This is a genomic window from Rhizobium sp. USDA 3886, from assembly GCF_056279785.1.
Map to the genome: position 1 here is coordinate 2,471,432 of NZ_JBWCDC010000003.1, position 23,450 is coordinate 2,494,881.

Annotated in this window: 24 protein-coding genes; 10 read left to right on the forward strand and 14 right to left on the reverse strand. The window is 59.2% G+C overall.

Going from position 1 to position 23,450, the window contains the following annotated elements; all coding sequences use genetic code 11:
• Positions 1 to 126: 126 nt before the first annotated feature.
• Positions 127 to 423: a hypothetical protein gene (locus ACZ9BX_RS34915; RefSeq protein ID WP_476222917.1), complete on the forward strand. Its 297-nt coding sequence runs from the start codon at positions 127 to 129 to the stop codon at positions 421 to 423.
• Here ACZ9BX_RS34915 and ACZ9BX_RS34920 read toward each other — a convergent pair.
• Positions 389 to 991: a hypothetical protein gene (locus ACZ9BX_RS34920; protein WP_476222918.1), complete on the reverse strand. Its 603-nt coding sequence runs from the start codon at positions 989 to 991 to the stop codon at positions 389 to 391. The genes ACZ9BX_RS34915 and ACZ9BX_RS34920 overlap by 35 nt on opposite strands.
• A 144-nt stretch (positions 992 to 1,135) precedes the next feature.
• On the reverse strand, positions 1,136 to 1,564 hold the full coding sequence (locus tag ACZ9BX_RS34925) for a SyrB-like regulator (RefSeq protein ID WP_476222919.1): 429 nt from the start codon (positions 1,562 to 1,564) through the stop codon (positions 1,136 to 1,138).
• An 827-nt stretch (positions 1,565 to 2,391) separates the two neighbouring features.
• On the opposite strand from ACZ9BX_RS34925, the gene ACZ9BX_RS34930 reads away from it, so the two are divergent.
• Genes ACZ9BX_RS34930 through ACZ9BX_RS34940 form a run of 3 tightly spaced genes read left to right on the forward strand, consistent with a single transcriptional unit; the run spans position 2,392 to position 4,011 of the window.
• Positions 2,392 to 2,913, forward strand: a complete 522-nt coding sequence (locus ACZ9BX_RS34930) for a DUF4142 domain-containing protein (protein WP_476222920.1) — start codon at positions 2,392 to 2,394, stop codon at positions 2,911 to 2,913.
• An 8-nt stretch (positions 2,914 to 2,921) separates the two neighbouring features.
• Positions 2,922 to 3,251, forward strand: a complete 330-nt coding sequence (locus ACZ9BX_RS34935) for a cupredoxin domain-containing protein (protein WP_476222921.1) — start codon at positions 2,922 to 2,924, stop codon at positions 3,249 to 3,251.
• Positions 3,252 to 3,294: 43 nt separating this feature from the next.
• Entirely contained in the window at positions 3,295 to 4,011 is a 717-nt protein-coding gene (locus ACZ9BX_RS34940; protein WP_476222922.1) for an RNA polymerase sigma factor, read from the forward strand.
• A 314-nt stretch (positions 4,012 to 4,325) separates the two neighbouring features.
• On the opposite strand, the gene ACZ9BX_RS34945 is transcribed toward ACZ9BX_RS34940, so the two are convergent.
• Positions 4,326 to 5,120, reverse strand: coding sequence for a class I SAM-dependent methyltransferase (locus tag ACZ9BX_RS34945; protein WP_476222923.1), 795 nt, complete (start codon positions 5,118 to 5,120; stop codon positions 4,326 to 4,328).
• A gap of 70 nt (positions 5,121 to 5,190) precedes the next feature.
• On the opposite strand from ACZ9BX_RS34945, the gene ACZ9BX_RS34950 reads away from it, so the two are divergent.
• The 5 genes from ACZ9BX_RS34950 (at position 5,191) to ACZ9BX_RS34970 (ending at position 9,885) form a co-directional block, all read left to right on the forward strand.
• Positions 5,191 to 6,297 (forward strand): AraC family transcriptional regulator, encoded by a 1,107-nt coding sequence (locus tag ACZ9BX_RS34950; protein WP_476222924.1) that lies wholly within the window; start codon positions 5,191 to 5,193, stop codon positions 6,295 to 6,297.
• Complete coding sequence (locus ACZ9BX_RS34955) at positions 6,278 to 6,574, forward strand: hypothetical protein (protein WP_476222925.1); 297 nt, start codon at positions 6,278 to 6,280, stop codon at positions 6,572 to 6,574. Before ACZ9BX_RS34950 ends, ACZ9BX_RS34955 begins: the two co-directional genes overlap by 20 nt.
• A gap of 120 nt (positions 6,575 to 6,694) precedes the next feature.
• Positions 6,695 to 8,161, forward strand: coding sequence for an MFS transporter (locus ACZ9BX_RS34960; RefSeq protein WP_476222926.1), 1,467 nt, complete (start codon positions 6,695 to 6,697; stop codon positions 8,159 to 8,161).
• Between the two features lie 504 nt (positions 8,162 to 8,665).
• A complete protein-coding gene (locus tag ACZ9BX_RS34965) occupies positions 8,666 to 8,908 on the forward strand; it encodes a hypothetical protein (RefSeq protein WP_476222927.1) in 243 nt (80 codons plus the stop codon).
• Positions 8,909 to 8,919: 11 nt separating this feature from the next.
• Complete coding sequence (locus ACZ9BX_RS34970) at positions 8,920 to 9,885, forward strand: LuxR family transcriptional regulator (protein ID WP_476222928.1); 966 nt, start codon at positions 8,920 to 8,922, stop codon at positions 9,883 to 9,885.
• A gap of 387 nt (positions 9,886 to 10,272) precedes the next feature.
• On the opposite strand, the gene ACZ9BX_RS34975 is transcribed toward ACZ9BX_RS34970, so the two are convergent.
• The 11 genes from ACZ9BX_RS34975 to ACZ9BX_RS35025 form a co-directional block, all read right to left on the reverse strand.
• Positions 10,273 to 11,520 (reverse strand): glucarate dehydratase family protein, encoded by a 1,248-nt coding sequence (locus ACZ9BX_RS34975; RefSeq protein ID WP_476222929.1) that lies wholly within the window; start codon positions 11,518 to 11,520, stop codon positions 10,273 to 10,275.
• Positions 11,520 to 12,317: a sugar phosphate isomerase/epimerase family protein gene (locus ACZ9BX_RS34980; protein ID WP_476222930.1), complete on the reverse strand. Its 798-nt coding sequence runs from the start codon at positions 12,315 to 12,317 to the stop codon at positions 11,520 to 11,522. The genes ACZ9BX_RS34975 and ACZ9BX_RS34980 overlap by 1 nt, the downstream gene beginning before the upstream one ends.
• Positions 12,314 to 13,348 carry a hydroxyacid dehydrogenase gene (locus ACZ9BX_RS34985; RefSeq protein ID WP_476222931.1) on the reverse strand — a complete coding sequence of 345 codons (1,035 nt, stop codon included), beginning with the start codon at positions 13,346 to 13,348 and terminating at the stop codon, positions 12,314 to 12,316. The genes ACZ9BX_RS34980 and ACZ9BX_RS34985 overlap by 4 nt, the downstream gene beginning before the upstream one ends.
• The gene (locus ACZ9BX_RS34990) at positions 13,345 to 13,908 is read right to left on the reverse strand and encodes a hypothetical protein (protein WP_476222932.1); all 564 of its coding nucleotides are present in this window, start codon (positions 13,906 to 13,908) and stop codon (positions 13,345 to 13,347) included. The genes ACZ9BX_RS34985 and ACZ9BX_RS34990 overlap by 4 nt, the downstream gene beginning before the upstream one ends.
• A gap of 7 nt (positions 13,909 to 13,915) precedes the next feature.
• Positions 13,916 to 14,665, reverse strand: a complete 750-nt coding sequence (locus ACZ9BX_RS34995; protein ID WP_476222933.1) for an SDR family NAD(P)-dependent oxidoreductase — start codon at positions 14,663 to 14,665, stop codon at positions 13,916 to 13,918.
• 17 nt (positions 14,666 to 14,682) lie between these two features.
• Positions 14,683 to 17,013 (reverse strand): alginate lyase, encoded by a 2,331-nt coding sequence (locus ACZ9BX_RS35000; RefSeq protein WP_476222934.1) that lies wholly within the window; start codon positions 17,011 to 17,013, stop codon positions 14,683 to 14,685.
• Between the two features lie 76 nt (positions 17,014 to 17,089).
• Entirely contained in the window at positions 17,090 to 18,619 is a 1,530-nt protein-coding gene (locus ACZ9BX_RS35005; RefSeq protein ID WP_476223132.1) for an extracellular solute-binding protein, read from the reverse strand.
• Between the two features lie 60 nt (positions 18,620 to 18,679).
• Positions 18,680 to 19,561, reverse strand: a complete 882-nt coding sequence (locus ACZ9BX_RS35010; RefSeq protein WP_476222935.1) for a carbohydrate ABC transporter permease — start codon at positions 19,559 to 19,561, stop codon at positions 18,680 to 18,682.
• A gap of 10 nt (positions 19,562 to 19,571) precedes the next feature.
• Positions 19,572 to 20,501 carry an ABC transporter permease gene (locus ACZ9BX_RS35015; protein ID WP_476222936.1) on the reverse strand — a complete coding sequence of 310 codons (930 nt, stop codon included), beginning with the start codon at positions 20,499 to 20,501 and terminating at the stop codon, positions 19,572 to 19,574.
• The gene (locus tag ACZ9BX_RS35020; protein ID WP_476222937.1) at positions 20,498 to 21,613 is read right to left on the reverse strand and encodes an ABC transporter ATP-binding protein; all 1,116 of its coding nucleotides are present in this window, start codon (positions 21,611 to 21,613) and stop codon (positions 20,498 to 20,500) included. Before ACZ9BX_RS35020 ends, ACZ9BX_RS35015 begins: the two co-directional genes overlap by 4 nt.
• 30 nt (positions 21,614 to 21,643) lie before the next feature.
• The gene (locus ACZ9BX_RS35025; protein ID WP_476222938.1) at positions 21,644 to 22,432 is read right to left on the reverse strand and encodes a GntR family transcriptional regulator; all 789 of its coding nucleotides are present in this window, start codon (positions 22,430 to 22,432) and stop codon (positions 21,644 to 21,646) included.
• A gap of 687 nt (positions 22,433 to 23,119) precedes the next feature.
• Between ACZ9BX_RS35025 and ACZ9BX_RS35030 the strand changes: the two genes are divergently transcribed.
• Positions 23,120 to 23,332 carry a type II toxin-antitoxin system VapB family antitoxin gene (locus ACZ9BX_RS35030; RefSeq protein WP_476222939.1) on the forward strand — a complete coding sequence of 71 codons (213 nt, stop codon included), beginning with the start codon at positions 23,120 to 23,122 and terminating at the stop codon, positions 23,330 to 23,332.
• The last annotated feature ends 118 nt before the right edge of the window (positions 23,333 to 23,450 follow it).

Below are 23,450 nucleotides of genomic sequence, written 5' to 3' on the forward strand. Positions count from 1 at the left end.
AGGCCGTCTTCCGCATACGGCGGAGACAATCATTGCCGAAGCGATCTCGGCTTTGACCGGCATCAAAGTTGCGCGATCACGCTTCCGGTTCACTGCCTCCGAAAACATCGACGTTAGGAGGAATCCGTGGCTTCGATCGATATCAAGATGCCGATCGCCGTGGCTCCGGCGGCAACAAAGGACAAATTTCGCCTTGGATCGCTCATCATCGGCTCGATGGTTGGCTCGGGGCGTCTTCAGCCTGCCTCAGAAGACGGCGGCCAGCGCCGCTCCGCTTGCCATCATCATTGGCTGGGCGATAACCGCAATCGGCATGCTGGCTGGCGTTCGTTTTTGTCTACCAGTCGCTTGCAATGCGCAAGCCCGAACTCAATGCCGGTCCCCACGCCTACGATACGTCAAATCGCTCAAGCATCCTTTTAAGCTGAATATTCTGCAACTGCAGCTTTTGGGCAAGCTCGGCTCTCAGTCGCCTGATTTCATCGTCCAGGACTGCCACCTCATCGAAGAAGGCTTCCCGGGAGGGCGAGGATCGCGCACTCTCATCCTTGTTCCCCGGGGCATTGCTCTGGGAAACCATGTCGGTTCGGGCATTCTTCGCGCGTCCTGACAGCTTCGCCAAGGGTGCTCGCGGGGACTTTCTGCGCGTGCCGCTTCGCGGCACCAACGCATGCGCTTCAGCACCCGACCGACTGACCTCTTGATGCGCAGCTGTTTGGATGTCTTCGGCATCGATTGGCGTCGAGAGTGCTCCCCCGGCGTCCGGATGGCGTTCGCTTCTGTTTGAAGTCGTTGCTGCCCCGAGATCAAAAGGTCGGTTCTCGGCGCGGTCGGATACGGGGATTGCTTCTGTTGAGTTTAACGGAAGTACCGTCGATTGTTGCGCTTCGCTTTCGCTGGGCTTGGAATTATGCCCGGCCGAACTCTCTCGAACTTCCGCCGGTCGTCGCGGCGACGTTAACTGAGCAAGGAATTTCCATGGTGATTTCATTGTGCTTCGACCTCGAGTGACCCCGCGCTGCGACGTTGCCGCAGCCTCAGGTCCAAGCTCATGACGTGAGCCCGGCGAATTTCTCCTACCGAAAATGTAGTGGCTGAGGCCGATCTCGCAACCGGTCCCGTTGTTACCCGGTGATCAATCGAGTCCAAGCCGCTTGCGCAGATCGGCGTTTTCCGCACGCAGCTTTTCTGCCACAGTTTTCCGGAGCCTTTTATTCTCTTCCTCGAGCTGAATGAGGTCTGCCATCTCGTCCATCGTCGAAAGAGTCGCCTTTGCCGTTGGTCCGGGTTGCTTTGCCGTCCTCTTTCTGCCGGTTGCCTCGATGGCGTCCTTCCTCGTGCTCTTGCCGGTGACTTCCGTTCCCACGGGCGTCAGCTTCGCTTCTTCAGCGTGTTCGCCACTCTTCCTGCGACCCCTCGGCAACTTCGCTGAGGCGACTACCGTTGCTTCGGCAGCTGCCTTCTGACGCCGTGGTGCGCGTTGCTTCTTAAGCGCCGGCTTTTGTGCCGGGGTATTCGTCTCGACGCCCTCCGTAGTGGAGCCCGTATTGTTCTGGTCAGCCATCAATTATCCCCTTTGTGCCCGACAGTCTTGTCGGCTGGGCGAAAGGCGGAGTCAACATGATCATTATGGAAAGCTCGCAATTTTCGGATGCACCGCCTAATCGATAGCGCGTTGGAGCTCGCTCAATTGTTCAAAGCTTACCTTGAACTGGGTCGCGTCGCGTGCAACCGCGGGCCCGTCCAGAAAGATCGGGATCGATTTTGGACTCGACGCGGATAATGCGGTTCCCACCGAAGCCAACGCGATCCTGAATTTCCCGCCAATCGTTACCATTTTCGGGCCGAATCCTCATCTCGCCGCGTTATGCCCGCAGACCGACCGCCCTCTATGAAGACGGTATCGAACGTGATCCGTGCGTTTCCCACGAAGTCGAGGTATCCGACGTCGCAGTCACGGCAAAGGGTCCGCATCGCCACCGCTGGCGGATCAAACTTCTCCGCAGCCCTCCGAAGCTGAAAAACTGCCGAACACACATGCCGCGGCTGGCTGACCGGTTTGAATTCGCAGACGAGGATGCGGCGACTCCCTGCTGACCACGCCGACCCAGCAACCTTTCAAATGCCTACGCAGTCCGGCTGCAACGCTCTACGCCTTGAGTGAATTCGAACCATTGACCCGCGAATGGCAATCCGGGGCACTGGCCTCTAATCGATACTTGCGGTCGTCACGAAGCAGTTCGTGAGCCAGCGTGTGACCCCGCTTCTGTCATTTGAATCCGTGCCAAATATTTCCGGGGAACCTTTCCGAGGATGCTGCATCCAATGTCTGTCGTCGAATACAGGCGTCGCCTGTTTCGGCGCAATAGTTGGACCTTAGGGAGTTAGATCATGTTGAAGCGCATTCTGGCAGCGACCTTCTTCGCGGCATCATTGGCCGCCAGTGCGATGGCTGACGATGCCAAGCCGACCGATCCGCAGATCGCCCATGTCGCCTACACAGCTGGACAGATCGACGTCACCGCCGCAGAGCAGGCGCTGAGGAAAAGCAAGAACGCCGATGTCATCGCATTCGCGAAAGTTATGGAACGCGATCACAAGGCGGTCAATGAACAGGCGTTGGCTCTGGTCAAGAAGCTGAACGTTACGCCGGAAGACAATGCGATCAGCCAGTCCTTATCCTCCCAAGCGACAAAGGAGTTGGCAACGCTCGACGCGCTCAATAGTGCCGCCTTCGACAAGGCCTATGTCGAAAACGAGGTGGCTTACCACAAGACGGTCAATGGTGCGCTCGCGGAAACCCTGATCCCCTCCGCAAAAAATGCCGAACTCAAAGCGCTGCTGGAAACCGGCCTGACGTTGTTTAAGGAACACCAGATGCATGCTGAGCATCTGGCCTCGACGATCAAATAGACGCAACGATGACCTCGGCATTCAGAACGGTATTGCTCACGGTGGCGGTTGCGGCAACCTTCGCCATGGCATCGCCTGCTGCTTTGGCGGCAGAGTATCAGATCACGATCGCCAATATGGGGTTCGGTGCGCAGGCGGGCTCGCTTCACGTGGGCGACGTGATCATCTGGCGAAACGATGATATCTTCCGTCATACAGCCACGGCGCGCGACAAGAGCTTCGACGTCGATCTTCCGCCGAAGTCGGAGAGACGAATGACGGTCAGGCAGAGAGGAGCCATCGATTTCTACTGCCGTTTCCACCCTGCGATGGTGGGAAGACTGGACGTCCAGCGATAGGGCTGGGACGCTGCCCGACAACAGCGAAAAAAACGGAGAATTCATGGTTATTCCACTGGTCACGGCCGAACGACAGAATCTGGAAACATTTATGCTCGCCGAAAACCAGCTCGTCGAGCTTGCACGCGAGGGCAACGAACGTGCGATCCGCATGATCATCCAGCGGTACAATCGACGCCTGTTCCGTACAGCGCGCGCCATCATTCGCGACGATGCCGAGGCGGAGGATATCGTGCAGGCCGCCTATGTTCAGGCCTTCACACATCTGGCTTTGTTTCGCGGCAAGGCCCGGCTGTCCACCTGGCTGACGAGAATAGTCCTCAACGAAGCGCTCGGGCGCATACGCCGTCAACGGAAGACCACCGGGCTCGAGGACCTTGACATGCAGTTGAAGAACCATGGAGGCCAAGTGTTGCAGTTTCCAATGTCGCTTGCTGTGTCCGATCCAGAGATGGAACTTTCACGCAGTGAAGTTCGCACGTTGCTCGAGCATGCGGTTGACGGGTTGCCGGTCGATTTTCGCGCTGTCTTTGTGCTCCGCGACGTGGAAGGCATGAGCACTGAGGAAACCTCGGCACATCTCGATATCAGGATCGAGACGGTCAAGACCCGTCTGCACAGGGCGCGAAAGCTGATGCGCGTGGCAATAGAAAAGCAGCTTGCAGGAGCGTTCTCGGCCCTCTTCCCCTTCGATGGCTCCCGCTGCTCATCCATGGCCGATCGGGTTATCGTGGCGCTGCAGTCCCGTACGAAGGCTTGAGATCAGTGCGCTTTTATCGTGATATATAAGCTGCATAGCATTCATGGCGACATCATCTCGGAACAAAGGGCGGGTTCATCGGAAGCGGCACTTTGAAGCAGATAACGAGAGCATGGTCAGTCATCTAGTTACTCGTGCACGAACCCTCGTCGGATGATTTCGATCATCGGCCTCGTTTCGACCTTCTGCCTCTCGTCCGAATTAGCCCTACAGCAAATCCTGGTTACGCTTGCGACCTTCCGGCGACCGTTCGTCAGAACTGGAGGCGCCGCTGCCTCCATTCCCCGGAGCCGCCTTCTCAACTTGGATTTAGACTACGACTTGCGTGCCTTCATGATGAGCGACGGCATTTGGAATTCGATCGAGCCGTCATCGATCACGAAGGACCTGAGTGCCGTCTTCGATTCGTTGAGAAGCTCCTCGAACTGTTCGTCGGTGAGCACACCACCGAGCGTCCACACGCAGGCGCGTTCGGCGGACACCAGGGCGTCGATCGACTTGAAGCGGACTTTTCCTTCGCGGCAGACAACCTCTGCGCCTGCGACACCCGCTGTATTGCAGATTTCATGCAGCCGCCCGGCATCACCGAGGCTGAAGGGCGCGCGGAAGGCATTCCCCACCTCCTTGCCGAACAGCCGGTCGAGTAACAGCGCGAATGCGCCGTATCTCGGCGAGTTCTCGACCGCATCGCATACTGCGACTACCAGCCGGCCGCCCGGTTTGAGGACCCGCATCATCTCGGCGAGCGCCTTCGGCTTGTCCTCGAAGAACATGAAGCCGAACTGGCTGACAACGGCGTCGAAGCTGTCGTCCGGCAATGGCAGCGCCTCAGCCATTCCTTCCATCCATTCGATTTTGCCAGGTTTACGGCGCGCAACCACCAGCATTTCCGGGTTTGCGTCAAGCCCGACAACCGAACCCGACGGACCGGTGATTTCAGCCGCGGCGAACGTCAGAGCGCCGGTACCGCAAGCCACGTCAAGTACGCAGTCGCCCTTCTGCACCCCGGCTTCAGCAGCGATGACCCGTCCCCATGGGGCAAACAGCGCCGGCACGAAATGGGCGTCATAAATCTCGGACGGACTGCGCACTTCCTCATGCGTCACCATGGCTTTCCTCCACGTTGAATTCGCGGCACATTCGCTGGATATGCCGGTGCGCACAGGATATGCTTCAAAAATGGTTCAGGCCCATGAGCGGACGTCTTTGTCGCTTGCCGCATCGTCCAAGATGCTCGATGGGCGAGGGTGCGACGGCCCTTCTGCGGCAGCGGAACCGCGTGCCCAGCACAGGCCGCTTGGCACCGACCCGCTTTCGGACGTGCTGGGCACAGTCAAGCTGACGGGAGCGCTGTTCTTTCTTGTGGAGGCGTCCTTTCCCTGGGGCCTGGAGGTGCCGCACGCAGCGGCGTTTTCCTCGATTATTCTGCCACGCGCCCAGCATATCGTATCCTATCACATTATCCTGAAAGGCTCGGGCTGGGCCGGCATTCCACACGCCACCTCGACGTGGTTCGAGGCCGGCGACAAACTTGTGCTGCCGCATGGCGATCCGTATTCGATGCTCAGCGAACCCGACCGGGCGCCAGAATTCGACGTCGAAGCGACAATGGACTTTTTCCGCGACATGGCGGCGGGCAAGCTACCCTTCGTGTCCAGAGAAGGCGGCGGCGGCGATCCGCGCTGCGAATTCGTCTGCGGCTTTCTCGGCTGCGACATGCAGCCGTTCAATCCCTTGCTATCGACCCTGCCGCGCCTTCTGCGGATCAAGCGGTCGCACGACCGGCGCGAGGGGCTCTTGAGCCCTCTCATCGACCTCACGCTTGCCGAGGCGCGCCGGCCGCGGGTTGGCGGCGGATCCATCCGGCCGAGATTGAGCGAACTGGTTTTCGTCGAGCTGATGCGCCAATATCTGGAGAGCCTGCCGGCCCATGAGACCGGCTGGCTTTCGGGCCTGCGTGATCCTGCGATCGGTAAAGTCTTGATCATGCTCCATGAACAGCCCGCATACCCGTGGACGCTGAATGAGTTGGCAAGTCGCGCCGGCATGTCGCGCGCAGCTTTTGCGGGACGTTTCACGCATCTCGTGGGCCATGCGCCGATGCAGTATCTGACCCTCTGGCGTATGCAGATTGCCGCGCGCTTCCTTGGCGACAGCTCCATGAAGGTGGCGGCTGTAGGCCGTGAAATTGGTTATGAATCCGAGGCTGCCTTCAGCCGGGCGTTCAAAAAGACCGTGGGCGTTTCACCTGCAGCATGGCGGGGTAATGCCGCTGGAACCGGCTGATTTCGATACGGGCTGCTTCTCAAGCTCAGTGGCATTCGCAGCTCTGGTCGCCTCAGTCAACGTGGGACTGCGACCTTATGCCGATTCACATGCCGAGCCTGCAGGCGACGGTTTCGTCAAGGCAGGCGACACGGCCGAACCTTTCGAACTGATTGCGGTCGGCGGAGACAGACTGACCCGCAACGTGCTTCTGCAGATATCACTCAATGCTGTTTGCCTGCGAATAAGAGCTGATGATCGGCAGGAACAGATATTGCTGGGCCACCTGGATCGATAGCACTCCAATCGTTGCTTGACGCCAGGGATCTGAAGAGTAGTTAGATCCTCATGCAATAGCCCCTCATTGCCGCCCAAGCCCCTCCCCCTCAAGGCGTCCTTTTTGTCTGAAGAGCCATCCATGTCTGAAAAAACTTCCCATCGCGGGCTCGTTGTGGTCGCGATCATGGCAAGCATGGCGATGATTGCCATCGAAGCAACGATCGTTTCGACGGCGATGCCGCAAATCGCCGCCCAGTTGGGGCAGATCAACCTCTATTCCTGGGTTTTCTCGTCATTCCTTCTGACGCAGACGGCAACCACCGTTGTATTCGGCAAGCTCGCGGATATTTATGGCCGCAAACCGATGATCCTCCTGGGTATCGGATTGTTCCTGTTCGCATCCGTGCTTGCCGGCTTCGCATGGTCGATGCCGTCGATGATTGCTTTTCGGCTGCTCCAGGGTATCGGTGCCGGATCGATTCAGCCCGTCGCCATGACCGTAGTTGCCGATCTTTTTCCCGGAAACCAGCGAGGCAAGGTCCAAGGCTATCTCGCAAGCGTGTGGGCGCTGTCGGCCGTCGTTGGCCCGCTCCTCGGCAGCCTGATCATTCACAATCTCCCATGGGCCTGGGTATTCTGGATCAACGTGCCGGTAGGACTTCTCGCCGCATTGGGGTTCATACTGTTTCTGCACGAGGAGAAGCGGAGTCGAATAGTCTCTGTCGATGTGCTCGGCGCAGCACTTTTCGCCATTTCGATTTCCTCGTTGATGATTGCTTTGACGGAAATGGAAAATGCCGTATCGGGCCAAGCCATCGCTGCCCTCATCGTCTCTGTTGTCACTCTCACCGCTTTCATCTGGCAGGAGCGCCGTGCCGAAGCGCCCATGGTCGCTCCTGACCTGTGGCTGAAACGGCCGATAGCATTCGCAAACCTGGCGGTCTTTTTCGCAAGCATGTCGATCATGGGTCTGACGACCTTCCTGCCGATGTACGTGCAGACGGTTCTCAACCGCTCGCCTCTCGTGGCAGGCTTCGCATTGACCATGTTGCTGCTGGGTTGGCCCTGCGGTGCAACGATCGCATCCCGACAGTTTGGCCGCTTCGGTTTGCGACCCATCATGATCGCCGGCAGCGTCTGCATTCCGGCGGGCACGTGCCTACTGCTTCTCTTGACGCCCTCCAGTTCGGCTGTCCTGGCTGGCGCCGGCTCACTTGTGATGGGTTTTGGCATGGGATTACTCAATATCTGTGCCTTGATCCTCATCCAAGAAAGCGTGAACTGGTCTGAACGCGGCAGCGCTACCGCCTCGAACGTCTTCTCGCGAAACCTCGGTAGCACGCTCGGCGCAGCCGTGCTTGGTGCAGTGCTGACCTATGGCCTGGCGCACACCACCAGCGGCCAGGCGATAACGCCGGAGCAGCTGCGGGCTCTCCTGAATGGCGCGGGTGCCGCCGTCAGCAGTGCAGACGAGCTGCGGCTCGCCCTTCAGCACGCACTACATTCTACCTTCCTAGTCATGCTGGTGACCGCCGTATTGATCGTTCCAGCCTGCCTGCTTGTTCCGCGACCCGTAGCACGTCTGGAGATGCAACAGGAGACCTGAGGCCGCGATGTCCCGTCGTGACCCCGTTTGCAGTCCGCTAAGGCATTTCTGGGGGCAAGGATCGGCTGGGCCATCAACGGATCAATGGCACTCGCATTCGAAAATGCACGGGAGAGCACAGCTTTCCAGACAATGTCGAGTTACTCCTGCAGGCCTTTAGGGCCATGGTTGTCGAGAGGACCTTCCCGGAATTCGGTAGCAAATGCCACCACGCTTCGGGAGTATCTTTAACGGCAAGTCTGCGCTGACTGTGGTCGTGCGATTCAGCGTTCGGTCGTTCATCTGTGGACGCAACTTCCAGAATCATCGATCTCAATGCTTACGAAACATCTCACCACAGCAATCTTCCCAGGCGATCTATTCGCCAGATCGTCCACATGCCGTCTCGGCTCTTTGCCAGCTACTAGCCAGGAGCCGAGCCCGATGTCATCCGCTTGCATGACAGAGCACGGCCCGAATACGTGCGAGGATGCGCCAGATGTAGCCCGAACCGGGAGGCAGCAAATGGACTTTCACATTCTCGTCGCCGCGCATATGCGCTGCCGTCGCCATCCCCCACGGATGAGCGCCGCTGCCGAGGACCAATACTATGGCGATAAGTCCATCCTGTTACGTCCGAGCGTCCGGCTGCTCGCGCCGATCGCCGTAACCGCCAGCATGATCCTGCTTCTGGTCGGCTTATCCGGACAGGAGGCGCTACCATGCCCTGGTGAGCCAGCCATGCTATATTGCGATCCGTTGCCATAGGAGGCCGCGAGATGGAAGACAGTGAGGCTGACCCGGCGGCGATCTTGGGAGTGATCCGCGCCGAGACCGATGCCTGGTTGCAGCGGGACTTCGAAGCATGGGCGGACCATTGGGTGCAATCGCCCCAGACCCGACGCATGGAAGCTTGGGTTTCGCTCGGCGTGCGGGTGGACGAAGGCTGGGATGCGATCGCTGCACGGATCAAGAAAATCGTGGAGAGATTTCCGGAGAAACATACCTTTGCGGCCCGCGTCCGCTGGGAAAAGGTCAACGTCGTCATCGACCGGGACATGGCTTGGGTGACTTTCGACCAGATCGGCAGCGACACTGGCGAGGATCGCAAGCGCCAGCTTCGGATTCTTCACCGGATTGACGGCGTCTGGAAGATCGGCTGTGCAGTGGTGATGGAGTGCACGGTCGAGGAGGCGAGCTGCCCGCTGATAGAAGTCGACGCAGACGTGCGGATTCTTTGGACGAACCGGCTTGCACGGGAGCGCATGCTCGGCCATCCGGGCCTGGCCGCCGCCGCCGGAAGGCTGCGCGCCCGGCGGCGTGAACGCGACGTTGGGTTGCGTGACGCAGTGCGCTCGGCTTTCTGCGAGTTGCAGAGCCAGCGCCCATTGAACGTCGTGCCGAAACAGGCCTGGGCCGTGAAGCTCGGCGAGGATGCTGCGGGAGTGTCGCTCTACTGCTGGGTCCTGCTCGAGGATGGCAGGGTGCTGATCTCCTTCGACGACGCTGAGACGATCGAACGCCGGATCGCTTGCGCGCGGGAGGTCTTCAGCCTCTCACCAGCACAGACCCGACTTGCGCGTCTGATCGTCGATGGTCTGGAACTCGCAGCGGCCTCCGATGTGCTCCAGGTTAGCGTCAACACGCTGCGTACCCAGTTACAGCGCATCTTCGACAAGACCGGCGTGCGAAGCCAGGCCGCGCTAGTCCGTACGCTGTTGAGCACCGAGGCTCCGACCACATAAATTCAGCCGGTTAACGTTGCAACGGTTGCGAGGTCCGCTTCGCGCCCCCACGCGAGCTACCTCTCCGTATTTCACTTGCAAAACGGGCTCCCGTTGTGATGTCGATCGGTCTGCTTTGGGCAAAGAGCTGCCGCTGGTGGCATCTGCTTGCCGAATTCCGGACCTTCCAGTTGGGCTTTTGCGTCGGAGACGGCAAAGGCTTCAGTCCAATCGGCATTCCGCTATCGAGCGGATGGCGCTCTTTGCCCCGCAAAGCTGCATTTGGTGCCGATCGTTCACGAGAATATCGCGTGGGACATTGTCATGCGGCACCTGCGCACCTTCCAATAGCCCGGTTGGGGTTAACCGCCGCTTAGCGCTCGACTTGACCCACAAGCTCGCCAAAAACTACCATCGGGGCACTCGTCGCTCGTAGCCCGGATCAAACTGCTTCATGTAAGCGGTGTCATCGCGCTCCTTCGTGTCCGCCTGTTCATAGAGAGCCGCCAGTTCGGCCAGACTGTCGCGATCAAGGGTAACGCCAAGACCCGGACCATCCGGCACGGTCAAGGCGCCATCACAAAAAGTGAATGGCGCACCCTCGATCACATCGACGCCGATCCAGGGGTAATGGGTGTCGCAGTCGTAACTCAGGTTCGGCGTTGCCGCCGCCACATGAATCATTGCCGCAAGGCTGATGCCGAGATGCGAATTGGAATGCATGGAAACGCCGAGGCCCAAGGTCTCGCATAATTTGGCGAGATGCGTCGAGGCTCGCAAGCCACCCCAATAATGGTGATCGGACAGAACGATCTGCACCACTCTTTTGCGAAAGGCTTCGGCGATCTGATCGAATTCCAGCACGATCATATTGGTGGCGAGCGGGATCGAGGTAGCGGCGGCGACTTCCGCCATGGCATGCATGCCGATGACCGGGTCCTCCAGATACTCCAGGACGTTCTCCAGCTTGCGCGCAACATGAATGGCCGTTTCGACAGTCCAGCCGCCGTTGGGATCGATCCGCAGTGGATGATCGGGGAAGGCCTCCCGCAGCTTCAGCATCGTCTCGATTTCGAGGTCTGGATGCAGCACGCCGCCCTTCAGCTTGAGCGAGCGGAATCCGTGAGCTTCGATCATGGCCCGCGCTTCGGCGACCATCTGCTCCGGCGTGAGCACCTCGCCCCATGTATCTTGTTCCTGCCGGACATGCGCGCCGAACTTGAAGAAAAGATAGGCACTGAAGGAGACACTACTGCGCACCGCGCCTCCGAGCAGGTCGGCCACGGGGCGCCCTAGCAGCTTGCCCTGGATATCAAGACACGGAACCTCGAAGGCGGAAGCGACCACATCGGTCAGCTTGTGATCGGCGACTGCGGACCTCGCATTGATGCCGCCGCCTTCGGGCAGCGCCGCTATGACGCGCGACTTCAGCTCGTGAAGATGGAAAGGATCGAGCCCTATCAAAGCGGGCGCCGCACGCCGCAGGCCCTCCAGCGCCTTGATGCTTCCGTAGCTTTCGCCCAATCCGACCGTCCCGTCATCGCAAATGACCTCGATGACCGTGCGCAGCGCATAAGGCTGGTGGACGCCCTTGCAGTTCAACAGCGGTTTGTCGGGTATGGCGACAGGTGTGAGGTGGATTTCGGCTATGCGCATCAGAAAACTCCTTGTCGCCACCAACCACACGCTGCCGTCAGTGCGTCCTCGAGAGGAGGCAATTCCGGATGCCAATGGCGCTCCCATTCCAGACTGATCGGCAGGCGGCGCTCGGCCGACGAAAGAAGCGACATCAGCCCTGCCATGGGAAAATCACCGTGTCCCGGCAGGACGTAATGCCGGCGCCCATCACCATCCCGCGCGCTGTCCTTGACGTGTAAATGGACGACGCTCGCCGCAATGCGGCCCCAGAGAGCCTCGGCGCCTGCCCCCTTCGCCCATGTATGATGCGTGTCCCACAAAATTCGCGCTGCCGGCACCTGCTCGACAAACGCAACGAGTTGCTCGAAATCCGCCAGCGCATCGTGGGTCTCGATCATCAAGTCGACCTTCAGGCCACGCGACTGCCGCATCGCCTGCCAAGCATCCAGCATGTCCCCGGCTTGCACCATACCGACTTTGCTCAATCGGCTGCCGCCATCGAAGACACGCAGATATCCGGCGCCGGCCGCCTCAGCCCAGGCGATAAATGGCTCGATCGGGGACAGATCGGCCCCATCGAACAGACGTACGGACGTATTCAGCGCAGCGACTCTTATCTTTTGACGGGACAGGAAAGCCGCCAAGCCGGAAGGCTTGCCGAACTCGGCGGCAAGTGCCGCCGGCAGATCGAGTGTTCCGGAAAGCGCACGCAGTTCTACGGCCTCGATGCCGTTTCGTTTCGCCAGATCGGCCACTTGGTGCAGGTTCAGGTCCGAGCAGCCAAGCGTGGAGAAGCAATATTCCAATCCCCTCATGCCATGTGCTCCAGATCACGCTTATGCACGGGATGGAGCGGCGGGAGGCCGCCGACGAACCGTTCGATCTCGGTAATCGCAAGGTCGGAAAGCGCCCTCAATTCATTGCCCAAAGCCCCGGCGATGTGGGGGGTCAGCACGACATTGGGAAGATCGTAGAACGGGCTATCCGGTGGCAGAGGCTCGGGATCGGGCGTATCGATCAGAATGCGCAACCGCCCCGACCGGGCTTCGACCAGCAGCGCGCCATGATCGACAAGCCAGCCCCGCGCCGTGTTGATCAGCACAGCATGATCCGCCATCAGCGACAATTCGCGCGCGCCGATCATATGGCGGGTCTCGGGCAAAATCGGCGCATGGAGCGAAACCGTATCGGACCATGCGAGAAGATCATGCAGTTCCATCTTCATGGCGCCGAGTGCCGCGGCTTCTTGCGCTTTAAGGAAAGGATCGTAAACCGCGATCTGGAATTTGCTGCGGGCCAGCATCTCGATGATCAGACGGCCAATCCGCGAGGCCCCCACAATCCCGACGCGACGGGAATGATTGCCGAGATAGGGAAAATTCAGGCCGCGCCGGCTGCCGAAGCCACCAGCACCTCGCTCGGCTCGGTGATCGTCGCGCAGGCGGAAGACATCCTTGCCGCACATGATGATCGCCGCAAAGGTGAATTCGGCAACAGGAACGGCCATGGCCGACGCGGCCGTGGTAACGAGGATGCCGGGCGCATCCCAGAATTCAGCTGGCGCGACCGTGCGCACGGACGCTGCCGCATAGGCGACCATCCTGAGCCGGGGCGCACGATTGAGACGCGCCCGCGTCAACGCCGGGGTGCCCCAAGCCGCCAAAAGAATATCCGCCTTGGCAAGCGCTTCGGCACCCGTCGGCGTGTCGAAGTCGGTAAAGGGCAAACCCGGAATAACATCCACCACTGCCTTCAACCTCACCCATTCGCGCGGCCCGAAAAATCCCTCGGGAAGTTCGTCCCGCATGGCGATGAGCAGCCTTAGTTTGCGCGAGCTTCCCGTCATGTGCGTACCGGACTTGGAACAGGACGAATGTCGATATGGGAAATCTTGATCTCTAGAGGTCCCGCATCCGCGCGCAAGATGACATCGAGGTGAAGTTCGGGCGCCTTGGCACCGGGCTTGAGCTTCAGCGGCGGTGTCCTCATCGCTCCTCGCCAGGAGGTGCTCTGGAACGGAAAAAGCGAGCCGTCATCGGCGCAAAACGGCGCGAGCGCAATTGCCTCCTGGCTGGTGCCGGCATCGACGATGATCAGATCGAAATCCGATGCGAACGGCCGCGGCAGGCGGAGCTCGATCTCGGTTGCTTTCTGTCCGGAACCTCCGAAATTGAGGCCCGAAAAGCAGCGACTGACGCCTTCGCGATTGCTGGGCTCGCAGCCGGAAACAACGCCTGGATCATGATGGATGGGACAAGAAAGCCGGCCGTTCGACAGCACCTCGGCCCAACTCATCCAGCCGCGCGCTGAGGTGGCAAGCGACGTTGCATCACCAATATGGTTGTGCTGGACAAGCGAGGTGCCGAGAATGGCGATGCGGCCTGCCCTTGGTAGAGACACGGACATCCAGACCTCAGGAAAACAGCACGCCGCCATTAATGTCGTAGCAGGCACCGGTGATGTAGGCCGCATCGTCCGACGCCAGGAAGGCCACCAGCCCAGCGACGTCTTCGCTCGATCCCTCCCGTTTCATGAGCGCGGCACCGGCCACCCGCTCGCGAACGTCGGGCTTGGTGAAGGTGTCATGAAAGGTCGTCGCAATCATGCCAGGGCAAACTGCATTGACGCGAATACTGGGGCCGACTTCCTTTGCAAGACCCCGCGTGAACGCCATGACAGCACCTTTGGACGTGGCATAGGCGATAGCACCTGGCCCGCCGCCATCGCGGCCAGCCTGGGAGGAGAAGGTCACGATCGCGCCCCCCTTCGCCATCCTGGGAAGGACGGCCTTTGCCGTCAGGAACAAAGACGTCAGGTTCACGTCGAGAACCTGGTGCCAGAACGCCTCGTCCATTTCGGCTATGGTCTTGCGAGCGACCATGCCACCGGCGACATGCACAAGGCTATGAATGGCACCGAACTTGTCGGAGGCTGTGGCAATTGCCGCTTCGGCATCGGCGCCTTTCGTAAGGTCGACCTTGATTGCTACAGCCGAACGGCCGAGCTTCTCGATTTCGGCCACTGCGCTCGCCGCCCCCTCTTCGGCACCGTTGTAGGTGAGCACAACATTCGCCCCTTCCTGGGCAAAACGAATGGCACACGCACGCCCTATATCGCGACCGGCTCCGGCGACGACGACAGTCTTGTTGGTGAAACGCTGCATTGAAAACCTCCGACGGACTAGAATTGCTTGGGAAGAGACAGCTTGAAGCGCTGGTCATCGACATCGGTGAAATAGATGTCGGTGGAGAAGCCCTGATCGTCGATGAAGCTGAAAATGCGCTTCGGCTCCTTCAGGCTGTAGGGAACGAGAAGGGTCACAAGGCTGTGGCGCGTCGCCGCCGGCGCGGTGGCACAAATGTGGTGATGCAGATCGAGCCCTTCGAGTTCCGCCGGATCGATACCGGGGAATCCTTCGACGGCCATGATTTGAGGCATGCCCGCGGAGGAAAAGATGAACTGTCCATAAAAGCCTGCCTTACGACCATTGTAGCGGAAACTCGATCGGCCGGTCTGCGGCGCGCCCACCGTGTGGCAAAGCCACTGCAGTTCCTGCGGCTCGGAGCACTCCACCTGATCGACAATCACGAAATAGCTGTCGTTGACGAAGTGGATTTCGCGCTCGGCCTTTTGAACTAGCGGATTGGCGACCTGATAAGCAGCCGTCGCATCTCCAAGAATACGAAGATGGCCGGGATTTTCCTCGACCTCAGCGATGCGACCGGCGGCGCGGCGGGCAAGCGCCTTGTCCTTTTCCGCATACTGCCCCTTGCCGCCGATGAGCACCGCATTTTTCGACCGGGTCTGGCGCCGCCAGTGGAGATGCATGCTGGAATTGAAGGCGATGTAATAACCTGACTGGATCGCCAGATCTTCGCCATAGGCATAAAGAACGAAGGCGTTCTGGTCACCATGGCTGTGGCTCAGCGAACCATAGGGACTCGATTTGAAGACGAATTGCAGATGCTGGTCGGGATCCTGCATATTCTTCTGGATCGCCACCCAGCCGATATCGTTGAAGACGGCAAGTGCAGGGAGGTCGGCAGGCGAAGCCGCTGCCACCTTCCGACAATCGTGACGATAGACCAGTTCGTCGAAATTCAGGTCCCACCAACCGTAGTTATAGAAGGCCGCTTCCGTGCCGGTCGCATCCGCCTTGATGCGATCGAAGTACCATTGATAGTGGCCATCCCCGGTCACGCCGGCAAACTGGCGCACATTGTAGCCGACCTTCAGGCCCGGCAGATCGCCCATGGTCGAATCATCGCCAAAACCGGCACGCCGCGTTCCCGGTGCCTTGGTGTAAAGGGGAAACCGGCCGGTATTCTGAAAAAACGGCCGCTGATAGAGATCGAAGCCGATATAGGACCGGATCAGGTTGGCGGCCTCGATGAGATAGGCCATGCCGGTCATCCAGTAATGGGGACCTTCGGCCCATCCCCCGTCGGTTCCCGCCCAGGGGGAATAGAGGGTCGCCAGGAATTCGACGGTATAGTCGAGCCATTCGACCGCCTCGTCGCTTTCGCCGTAAAGCGCGATGCAGGCCGGCGTCAGCACCGCCGAGAGCGAACGCACCGCATGGCTGTCGTAAGGAAACACGTGGATGCGGGCATGGGCGATGACATGTTCAGCCACCTCGCGCGTCCGGCGCAGAAGGACGGCTCGAACTGTATTGCGTTGCTCTTCGCTCAAGTGGTCATGAAGCCAGTCATAACCCCAGGCCAATGCAACGACGACGCGGAACGCGGCTTCATCATTATAGGCGCGCGAGGTTGCGCCGGTCGGATCCCATGCCGCAACGGCGAGCAACCAGTCGCGGGATGCGTCCAGCAGATCGTCCCGGCCCAGGACGCGGCCTGCGATGGCAAGATGCCGGATCGCATAGATGGCCTCCTGGCAATCGATGTACATCTGCCGCCAAAGTGTCGCGACGCGCACATTGTTGGGATAGGGCTTGGGTTCCTCGATGATCGGACGCTCAAGCCAGGGTTTCACGGATTTCGCAAAAAAATCCGACCAGCCGCAGTGATCCGGATCCTTTGCCACGGCTGCCGCAAAAGTTTCGAGCCGATTGGAATTCATCCACAGCCGAGGATGACTGACATTCGAGGTAGTGTGTCGGGCGGCCCTGCCCGGCAGCGGGGTCAGCGGCAATTTTTCACTGATTTCAAAACTGCGCACCGCACTCCAATTGGAACTGCATGTGGCGGTCTTCGGATCCCAAAGCGCGTAGGACCAATAATAGCGACCTTCCGGCAGGGTTTCGTCCGGAGTGAAAAAATTCCAGGCAAGGTCCTTATAGGTCCTCGTCTTGTCATCGGCGAAGCCGGGATCGGCCGACACCCGCAGGATATATCGCCCTCCATCATCGATATCGGGCAGCCAGGAGAAGCGCGGCGGGTTCTCTGTCGGAGGGCTCTGCTCGCTTGGCGCGTAGCCAATGGTCAATGAACCCGGTCGGGGTTCATCGAGATGAGCTTGTTTGACTATGGCCGGGGCAGAGTGACGCATCGCGGCTCGAACTCCTATGAAAAAGCGTGGTGTGAGGATGGCAGCGACCGGCGCCGCCATCCAGGATAAGGAAGGATTACCGCGCCGCCTTATATTGGCGGTCGTAGGCGGCCTGCATGATATCGATGACCTGATCATAGCCGATGTCGGTCAGGCGCTTCTTGTAGGCGTCCCAGCCGGTATTGATGTCCTGAGCACCGAGGATCCACGTCTGCTGCATCTCGGTCATGTAGGTGAGGATGCTCGGCCAGTAGCGGTCGAAGACGGCCTTTTCCTCGGCATTGAGCGACACGCCCAGGAACTCGTCCTTGAGGCAGTTGCACTGCTCGTACATGTCGATGCCTTCAAGCGCGATCTTGTTGGTCCACTGGCGCTCGTATTCGTAGGTCATCCAGAACCCGCGCGGTACCTGGGCGCCAACCGCCCAGAGCTGCGCATTCACGGGGTCCTTGTTTTCCAGAACCTCCTTTTTGAACTGCGGCTTCCCGCTGACCATTTCATACGTCAGGCCTTCAACACCGAAGTTAGACAGAGTGCGGCCTTGGTCGGAGAACCAGAAGTCGAAATATTTGATGGTCTCGACCGGGTGCTCGTTGGTCGCCGAAATTGCCCATCCCACCGGCTGGACGCGCAGCCGGCGGGCATCTTCAAATCGCTCGCCGGAGGCGGTTTTGGGCGGCAGCATCGGTTTCAGGGCAAAACCCTCGATCTTTCCCGACAATGCGTCGTTGTAGGTCGAGGTGCTGGCGAACCAGTCATGCGTCATGCCGCCGAGATTATTGCCCAGGAGATACTCTCGCGAGCGCGCGCCGCGCGTGAAGATCTCCTTGTCGATCAGCCCCTCCTTGTACCACTGCGCGACATGCGAAATCCCGGTCTTGTAGTTTTCCTCGGCCCAGGGATGGCGAAGCTTTCCATCATAGACGGCGAAGTCGCCGTAGCGCTCGGACCCCGACACGCGCGCATCCCAGAGATTGATGAGCCGGACCGCGTCGACCTCCTCGCGGGCAAAATAGGGCACTTCGTCCTTGATGCCGTTGCCGTTGGGATCCTTGTCCCGGAAGGCCTTGAGGACTTCATGGACCTCTTCCGGCGTTTCGGGCCGCTTCAGCCCGAGCTTGTCGAGCCAGTCCTGGCGAATGAACCAGCCGCGCGAGAATTTCCCGTCCGGCACATAGGGAATGAAATAGATCTTGCCGTCCGGTCCGGAGATCGCATTGCGAATTTCAGGATGGCTGTCGAAGAAGGCCTTCAGATGAGGAGCGTTTTCCTCGATCAGGGCATCCAGCGGGATGAAGGCGCCTTCCAACCCGTAGCGAATGAAGTCTTCCTTCAGCCCGCCGGTCGCGTCGCCGCCGACGATATCGGGAAGATCGCCCGAGGCGATTAGGAGGTTGAACGCATCGCGGCTGCTGGTCGTTGCAAGCGACGCCACGTTGCGGACATGGATATTGGTAATCTCTGCCGCCTTCTGCTCCACCGGCCACTTTTCCGAATAGACATATTTGTCGCGGAAGTGGAAATGGATCGTCAGCTCCAGCGGATCCTCGGTTATCTTGCCCGCATCCTGGGCCGAACCGGGCGATGCCATGATCACGGCCGTCATCAATGCCAGTAGGGGCGCTCCTTTATGCAGTGCTTTCACAGGTTTTCCTCCCTTGTGTTGCTACTCTTTGACCCCGCCCAGCAAAATTCCCTTTGTGAAATACTTCTGTGCGTAGGGATAAATGATGAGGACGGGGATGATGGAGGCGATCATGATCGCCGAGGTGACCGTCTCGAACGAATACCGGGCCGTCAGCAGGCTGGAGGCAAACTCGTCATTCGAGTTGAGATCGACGATCACGCGCTTGAGGTAGACCTGCAGCGGGATCTTTTCCTCGCCGCGCAAAAGCACCATTGCCCAGAAGTATCCGTTCCAGCGCGAGACGATGCAGAAGAGCGCGACGGTGACGATGGCCGGCTTGGAAAGCGGAATGAAGACCTTCCACAGGAGCTGCAATTCGCTCGCGCCGTCCATCTTGGCGGCTTCCTCAAAGGATTTCGGCACCGCTTCGAAGAAGTTGCGCAGGAGGATGACGTTGAAGGCATTCGCGGCAAAGCCGATGATGATGCCGAAACGGCTGTCCAGAAGCCCGAGATCCCGCATGTTCAAGAAGAACGGGATCATCCCGGCGTGGAACCACAGCGTGAAGGCGATCGCGATGTTGAAGAAGGTGCGGCCGCGCAGGCGTTTGCGCGACAGCGCATAGGCACCCGGTATCATGATCGCCAAGCTCATCAGCGTGCCGCCGAAGGTGTAGATGAAGGTATTGCCGTAGGCGACCCAGAACATCCTGTCCGAGAGCACGCGATCATAGGCGGCGAGCGTAAGATCAACCGGCCAGAGCGTCACACGGCCTGCCGTGACAGCCGCGCCGGAGGAGACCGACACCGCAAGGACATAGATGAACGGATAAAGCGTCGACAGGACGAACAGACCTAGGAGAATGGCGTTGACCCAGCCGAAAATCCTGTCGCTGCGGGAATAAAGATTGAAGCTTGCCATCTTCAGCTCCTCACCAAAGCGATGTCGAAGAGACTTTTCGGCTGATGCGATTTGCCGAATAGACAAGGGCGAAAGCGATGACCGCGTTGAACAGGCCGGCGGCGGTGGCCAGGTCATATTGGGTTCCCTGCAGACCGGTCCGAAATATGAAGGTTGAGACGACGTCGGCGGTGTCATAGGTCGACGGACGGTAGAGTAGAATGATGTATTCGAAGCCGACCTCGACCAGATTGCCGATCCGTATGATCAGCATGATGATGATGGTAGGCAGGATGCAGGGAAGCGTGATGCGCCACATCATCTGCCAGCGTGATGCTCCATCCACCCGTGCGGATTCATAAAGGGTCGGGCTGACGCCCGCGATCGCGGCAAGGTAGACAATCGACTCGAACCCGGCCTCCTTCCAGATCGACGAACCGATGAAGACGGGGCGGAACCACTCAGGCTGGGTAAGGAAATACACCGGCTCCAGCCCGAGGCTTTTCATCAAAAGATTGACGACACCAGTGGAGGGGGACAGGAAGTTGATGACGATGCCCGCAACGATCACCACCGAGATGAAGTGCGGCAAATAGACGACCGTCTGGGCCCACCGGCGCGCCGTCGCGCTCTGAACTTCGTTGAACATTAGCGCGAGGATGATGGGCACCGGAAACGCGAAGATTAGGCCCAGGCCGCTGATGATGATCGTGTTCCAGAACGCCCTGACGAACATGTCGTTTTGAAAGAGTTCCGCGAAATTCGCAAAGCCGACCCAAGGGCTTCCTTCGATGCCGCGGAAAATCGAAAAATCCTGGAAGGCGATCAGAAGCCCGTACATGGGTTTGTAAAGAAATAGTGCAAACCAGATGATCGTCGGAGCCAGTAGCAGATAAAGCTGCCAATCCTGGCGCAGATCATCCCAAAAATCATGCATTCTCTCGCGTAGGCTGTGCTTCATGGCCTCAACCCGCTCCCTGCGTTGAGAGACCGGCCGGTTGCGGCATCGAAGACATGAATGCGCGCCGTATCGATACCGAGCCGCGCCACGGCATTCAGTTCATGATGGGAGTAGAGCGTTTCCGCCTTGGCGATGAAGGAATGCCCATCCGTCTTGCCATGAAGCAGCGCTTCCGCACCGAGCGGCTCCACAAGTTCGATTGCGCAGTCCAGCGTTTCGCGTCCGTCGCCGGTCCGGACGGACATGATTTCAGGCCGGATGCCGAGCTTGATCGGCTGGCCTTCTGCTGCGGCCTTCGCAAAGGCGTCTGGGATGCTGAGGCTCTGGCCGGTATTGCCTGTCAGCACGGCCTTCACTCCACCGTCGCGCTTTGCAATCACGGCGTCGAGAAGGTTCATGGGCGGCGAGCCGATAAAACCGGCAACGAAGGTGTTTGCCGGTTCGAGAAATACCTCCATCGGCGAACCGATCTGCTCGATATTTCCGCCGTTCATGATGACGATACGGTCAGCCAAGGTCATCGCCTCGACCTGGTCGTGCGTCACATAGATGCTCGTCGCCTGCATGCGCTTGTGCAGATGCTTGATCTCGGCGCGCATGTGGGTGCGCAACTTCGCATCGAGGTTCGAGAGCGGTTCGTCGAACAGAAAGACCTTGGGCCTGCGAACGATGGCGCGGCCCATGGCGACGCGCTGGCGCTGACCGCCGGAGAGATCGGCAGGCTTGCGGGCCAAATAATCCGTCAATCCCAGGATTTGCGCGGCTTCCACAACTGCCTTGTCGATCACGTCGCGCTTCTCGCCCCTGACGCGCAGGCCGAAGGCGATATTCTCCGCCACATTGAGGTGGGGATAGAGCGCGTAGTTCTGGAACACCATCGCGACGTCCCGGTCCTTCGGCGCGATCTTGTTGACCACCCGTCCGCCGATCGAAACCGTGCCGTCGGAGATATCCTCTAACCCCGCAACCATGCGCAGCGTCGTCGACTTGCCGCACCCCGACGGACCGACCAGGACCACGAATTCCTGGGGCTGGATCGCCAGATTGATGCCATGGACGACTTCGAGAGCGCCATATCGCTTGACGACGTCGTTGATTTGAACTGCAGACATGAAAGGCCCCTCCTCAAAAGCCTTGGATGTTCAGGCAGGCAATTTGGAGCCCCTTGAGACGCGTTTCTTGGTGACGCGCGTGTTGACCTGTTCGATGTAGGTCCAGATTTTCGGGTTCTTGGAGAGTTCCGTGATCTTGGATTCGAGCGATCCGAGATGGAGCTGAACCGCCTCGCGCGCCCGCTCGATATCGCCGGACTCGATGGCGGCCACGATATTCTCGTGCTCCTCGATCACCTTTTCAGTCCGGCGAACCGCAAATACGCGCTTTAGATGCCGCATCCGGTCCATCTCGCCCTTTGCTTGGTTGACGACGCTCCAGGCACCGGGAAGGCGGGCCGCTGCAAAGATCGTGCGATGGAATTCCTCATCCAGTAGGAAGAAATCGGTGAATTGCTCGTCCTCGGCGGCGGCGCGCTGCTGGGCAAGGCAGGTCTTCAGGCGCGCAATATCTTCCAGCGAATGCCGCTTGGTGGCCTCGACAACAGCCCCCTCCTCCAGCTTGAAGCGGATGAAACAGGCTTCCATGTAGCGCTGCACATCGATCGGCGCGATGTAGGTGCCGCCCTGCGGCACGACAGTGACAAACCCTTCTTCTGCAAGCCGGATGATGGCTTCTCGAACGGGCGTCTTGCTCACATGAAGCAGTGCCGCGATCTCCTTTTCGGAAAGCGCGCGGCCCGGCAGCAGCTTCACCTCGACGATCAGCTTGCGCAACAGCGCGTGAATACGGTTGGTCATATTCCCCGCGGCCGGCAGATCGTGCGGAGAGACCAGGTCAGAAAGCGGCAAGGATGGAAATTCGACAGTATTTGCCATATCAATTCTCTAACTGAGATATCAGATGTTTAATTGACATATCTCCAGCCGTCAACACCCCTCGATCTACAAAGAGAAAGCAAAGTGAGACGTGATCCTCCCGCCCGAGTCCGAAGTCCACACGACAGGAAGCCGAAGGAGGGCCAAGACGGCCTGCCCTCTGGCGGGTTTGAGGCAAGCCTCGCCAGCTCTGTAAGATGGTCGTTGCGATGCGCTAGGTTGCGCGTACAGAACGATGCCATCCGTTGTCGATGTTCCCTGGAACTGTTTCAATCACGGCCTTCGAGGGCCCGGCGCTTGCGCTGCGAGCGATGGCAAGATTGTGAATAAGCATCGTGCAATGCCACTGTCGCTTAAGCAAAAACAATTATTTAACCTGCCGATCGGCGCCGGGAACCCCATGCCGATTCACCGAAGCAGCGCTGCTGCCCGAATACACCCGCTCGCAAGCTGCCGCGTGACCTCAACGAAAATGCCCGCGATATCGCCAGAGCCATTGCCGCCACACCCCGAGTACGAGTGTTCCCGGCACTACCGCAAATAATCTGCCGCGTTTTCAACGAAATCCTTGCGTTATCGGACGTTTTTACAGCGAGAGATTTTCGAGGCAGAAATGCGCTAAAAAGGTAGAAATGTCGGAGATGGTCATGTCGCTGAACATCAAAAATCCCGCCACAGTCGCTCTCGTTGACGAGCTGGCCCGGCGGTATCAGCAAGACCGCAGCTATTCATCAGGCTTTGACCGAACGCTTGCATCGCATGGGATACGGCGATGTGGCGCAGGAGCGTCTGCTCACCGAGATGCAGGCGATCCGAGGACGACTGGCGCGATTGCCCGAACTCGACCGTCGCAGCGATGAAGAGATCATCGGCTATGATGAGCATGGAATTCCGAACTGATGGTGATCGACACTTCCGCCATCATTGCGATTCTGCGCAGCGAACCTGAGGCCGCAGCCGTCGTTTGAGACGCGTTACATTCCCGGCCGCAATGACCCTGATGCAACTGTGCTTATTC

Excerpts from the sequence above, each read along its gene's own strand:
- ACZ9BX_RS34920 (WP_476222918.1), bottom strand. The coding sequence starts at position 991 with ATGAAATCACCATGGAAATTCCTTGCTCAGTTAACGTCGCCGCGACGA.
- ACZ9BX_RS34925 (WP_476222919.1), bottom strand. The coding sequence starts at position 1,564 with ATGGCTGACCAGAACAATACGGGCTCCACTACGGAGGGCGTCGAGACG.
- ACZ9BX_RS34930 (WP_476222920.1), top strand. The coding sequence starts at position 2,392 with ATGTTGAAGCGCATTCTGGCAGCGACCTTCTTCGCGGCATCATTGGCC.
- ACZ9BX_RS34935 (WP_476222921.1), top strand. The coding sequence starts at position 2,922 with ATGACCTCGGCATTCAGAACGGTATTGCTCACGGTGGCGGTTGCGGCA.
- ACZ9BX_RS34940 (WP_476222922.1), top strand. The coding sequence starts at position 3,295 with ATGGTTATTCCACTGGTCACGGCCGAACGACAGAATCTGGAAACATTT.
- ACZ9BX_RS34945 (WP_476222923.1), bottom strand. The coding sequence starts at position 5,120 with ATGGTGACGCATGAGGAAGTGCGCAGTCCGTCCGAGATTTATGACGCC.
- ACZ9BX_RS34950 (WP_476222924.1), top strand. The coding sequence starts at position 5,191 with ATGGTTCAGGCCCATGAGCGGACGTCTTTGTCGCTTGCCGCATCGTCC.
- ACZ9BX_RS34955 (WP_476222925.1), top strand. The coding sequence starts at position 6,278 with ATGCCGCTGGAACCGGCTGATTTCGATACGGGCTGCTTCTCAAGCTCA.
- ACZ9BX_RS34960 (WP_476222926.1), top strand. The coding sequence starts at position 6,695 with ATGTCTGAAAAAACTTCCCATCGCGGGCTCGTTGTGGTCGCGATCATG.
- ACZ9BX_RS34965 (WP_476222927.1), top strand. The coding sequence starts at position 8,666 with ATGGACTTTCACATTCTCGTCGCCGCGCATATGCGCTGCCGTCGCCAT.
- ACZ9BX_RS34970 (WP_476222928.1), top strand. The coding sequence starts at position 8,920 with ATGGAAGACAGTGAGGCTGACCCGGCGGCGATCTTGGGAGTGATCCGC.
- ACZ9BX_RS34975 (WP_476222929.1), bottom strand. The coding sequence starts at position 11,520 with ATGCGCATAGCCGAAATCCACCTCACACCTGTCGCCATACCCGACAAA.
- ACZ9BX_RS34980 (WP_476222930.1), bottom strand. The coding sequence starts at position 12,317 with ATGAGGGGATTGGAATATTGCTTCTCCACGCTTGGCTGCTCGGACCTG.
- ACZ9BX_RS34985 (WP_476222931.1), bottom strand. The coding sequence starts at position 13,348 with ATGACGGGAAGCTCGCGCAAACTAAGGCTGCTCATCGCCATGCGGGAC.
- ACZ9BX_RS34990 (WP_476222932.1), bottom strand. The coding sequence starts at position 13,908 with ATGTCCGTGTCTCTACCAAGGGCAGGCCGCATCGCCATTCTCGGCACC.
- ACZ9BX_RS34995 (WP_476222933.1), bottom strand. The coding sequence starts at position 14,665 with ATGCAGCGTTTCACCAACAAGACTGTCGTCGTCGCCGGAGCCGGTCGC.
- ACZ9BX_RS35000 (WP_476222934.1), bottom strand. The coding sequence starts at position 17,013 with ATGCGTCACTCTGCCCCGGCCATAGTCAAACAAGCTCATCTCGATGAA.
- ACZ9BX_RS35005 (WP_476223132.1), bottom strand. The coding sequence starts at position 18,619 with ATGACGGCCGTGATCATGGCATCGCCCGGTTCGGCCCAGGATGCGGGC.
- ACZ9BX_RS35010 (WP_476222935.1), bottom strand. The coding sequence starts at position 19,561 with ATGGCAAGCTTCAATCTTTATTCCCGCAGCGACAGGATTTTCGGCTGG.
- ACZ9BX_RS35015 (WP_476222936.1), bottom strand. The coding sequence starts at position 20,501 with ATGAAGCACAGCCTACGCGAGAGAATGCATGATTTTTGGGATGATCTG.
- ACZ9BX_RS35020 (WP_476222937.1), bottom strand. The coding sequence starts at position 21,613 with ATGTCTGCAGTTCAAATCAACGACGTCGTCAAGCGATATGGCGCTCTC.
- ACZ9BX_RS35025 (WP_476222938.1), bottom strand. The coding sequence starts at position 22,432 with ATGGCAAATACTGTCGAATTTCCATCCTTGCCGCTTTCTGACCTGGTC.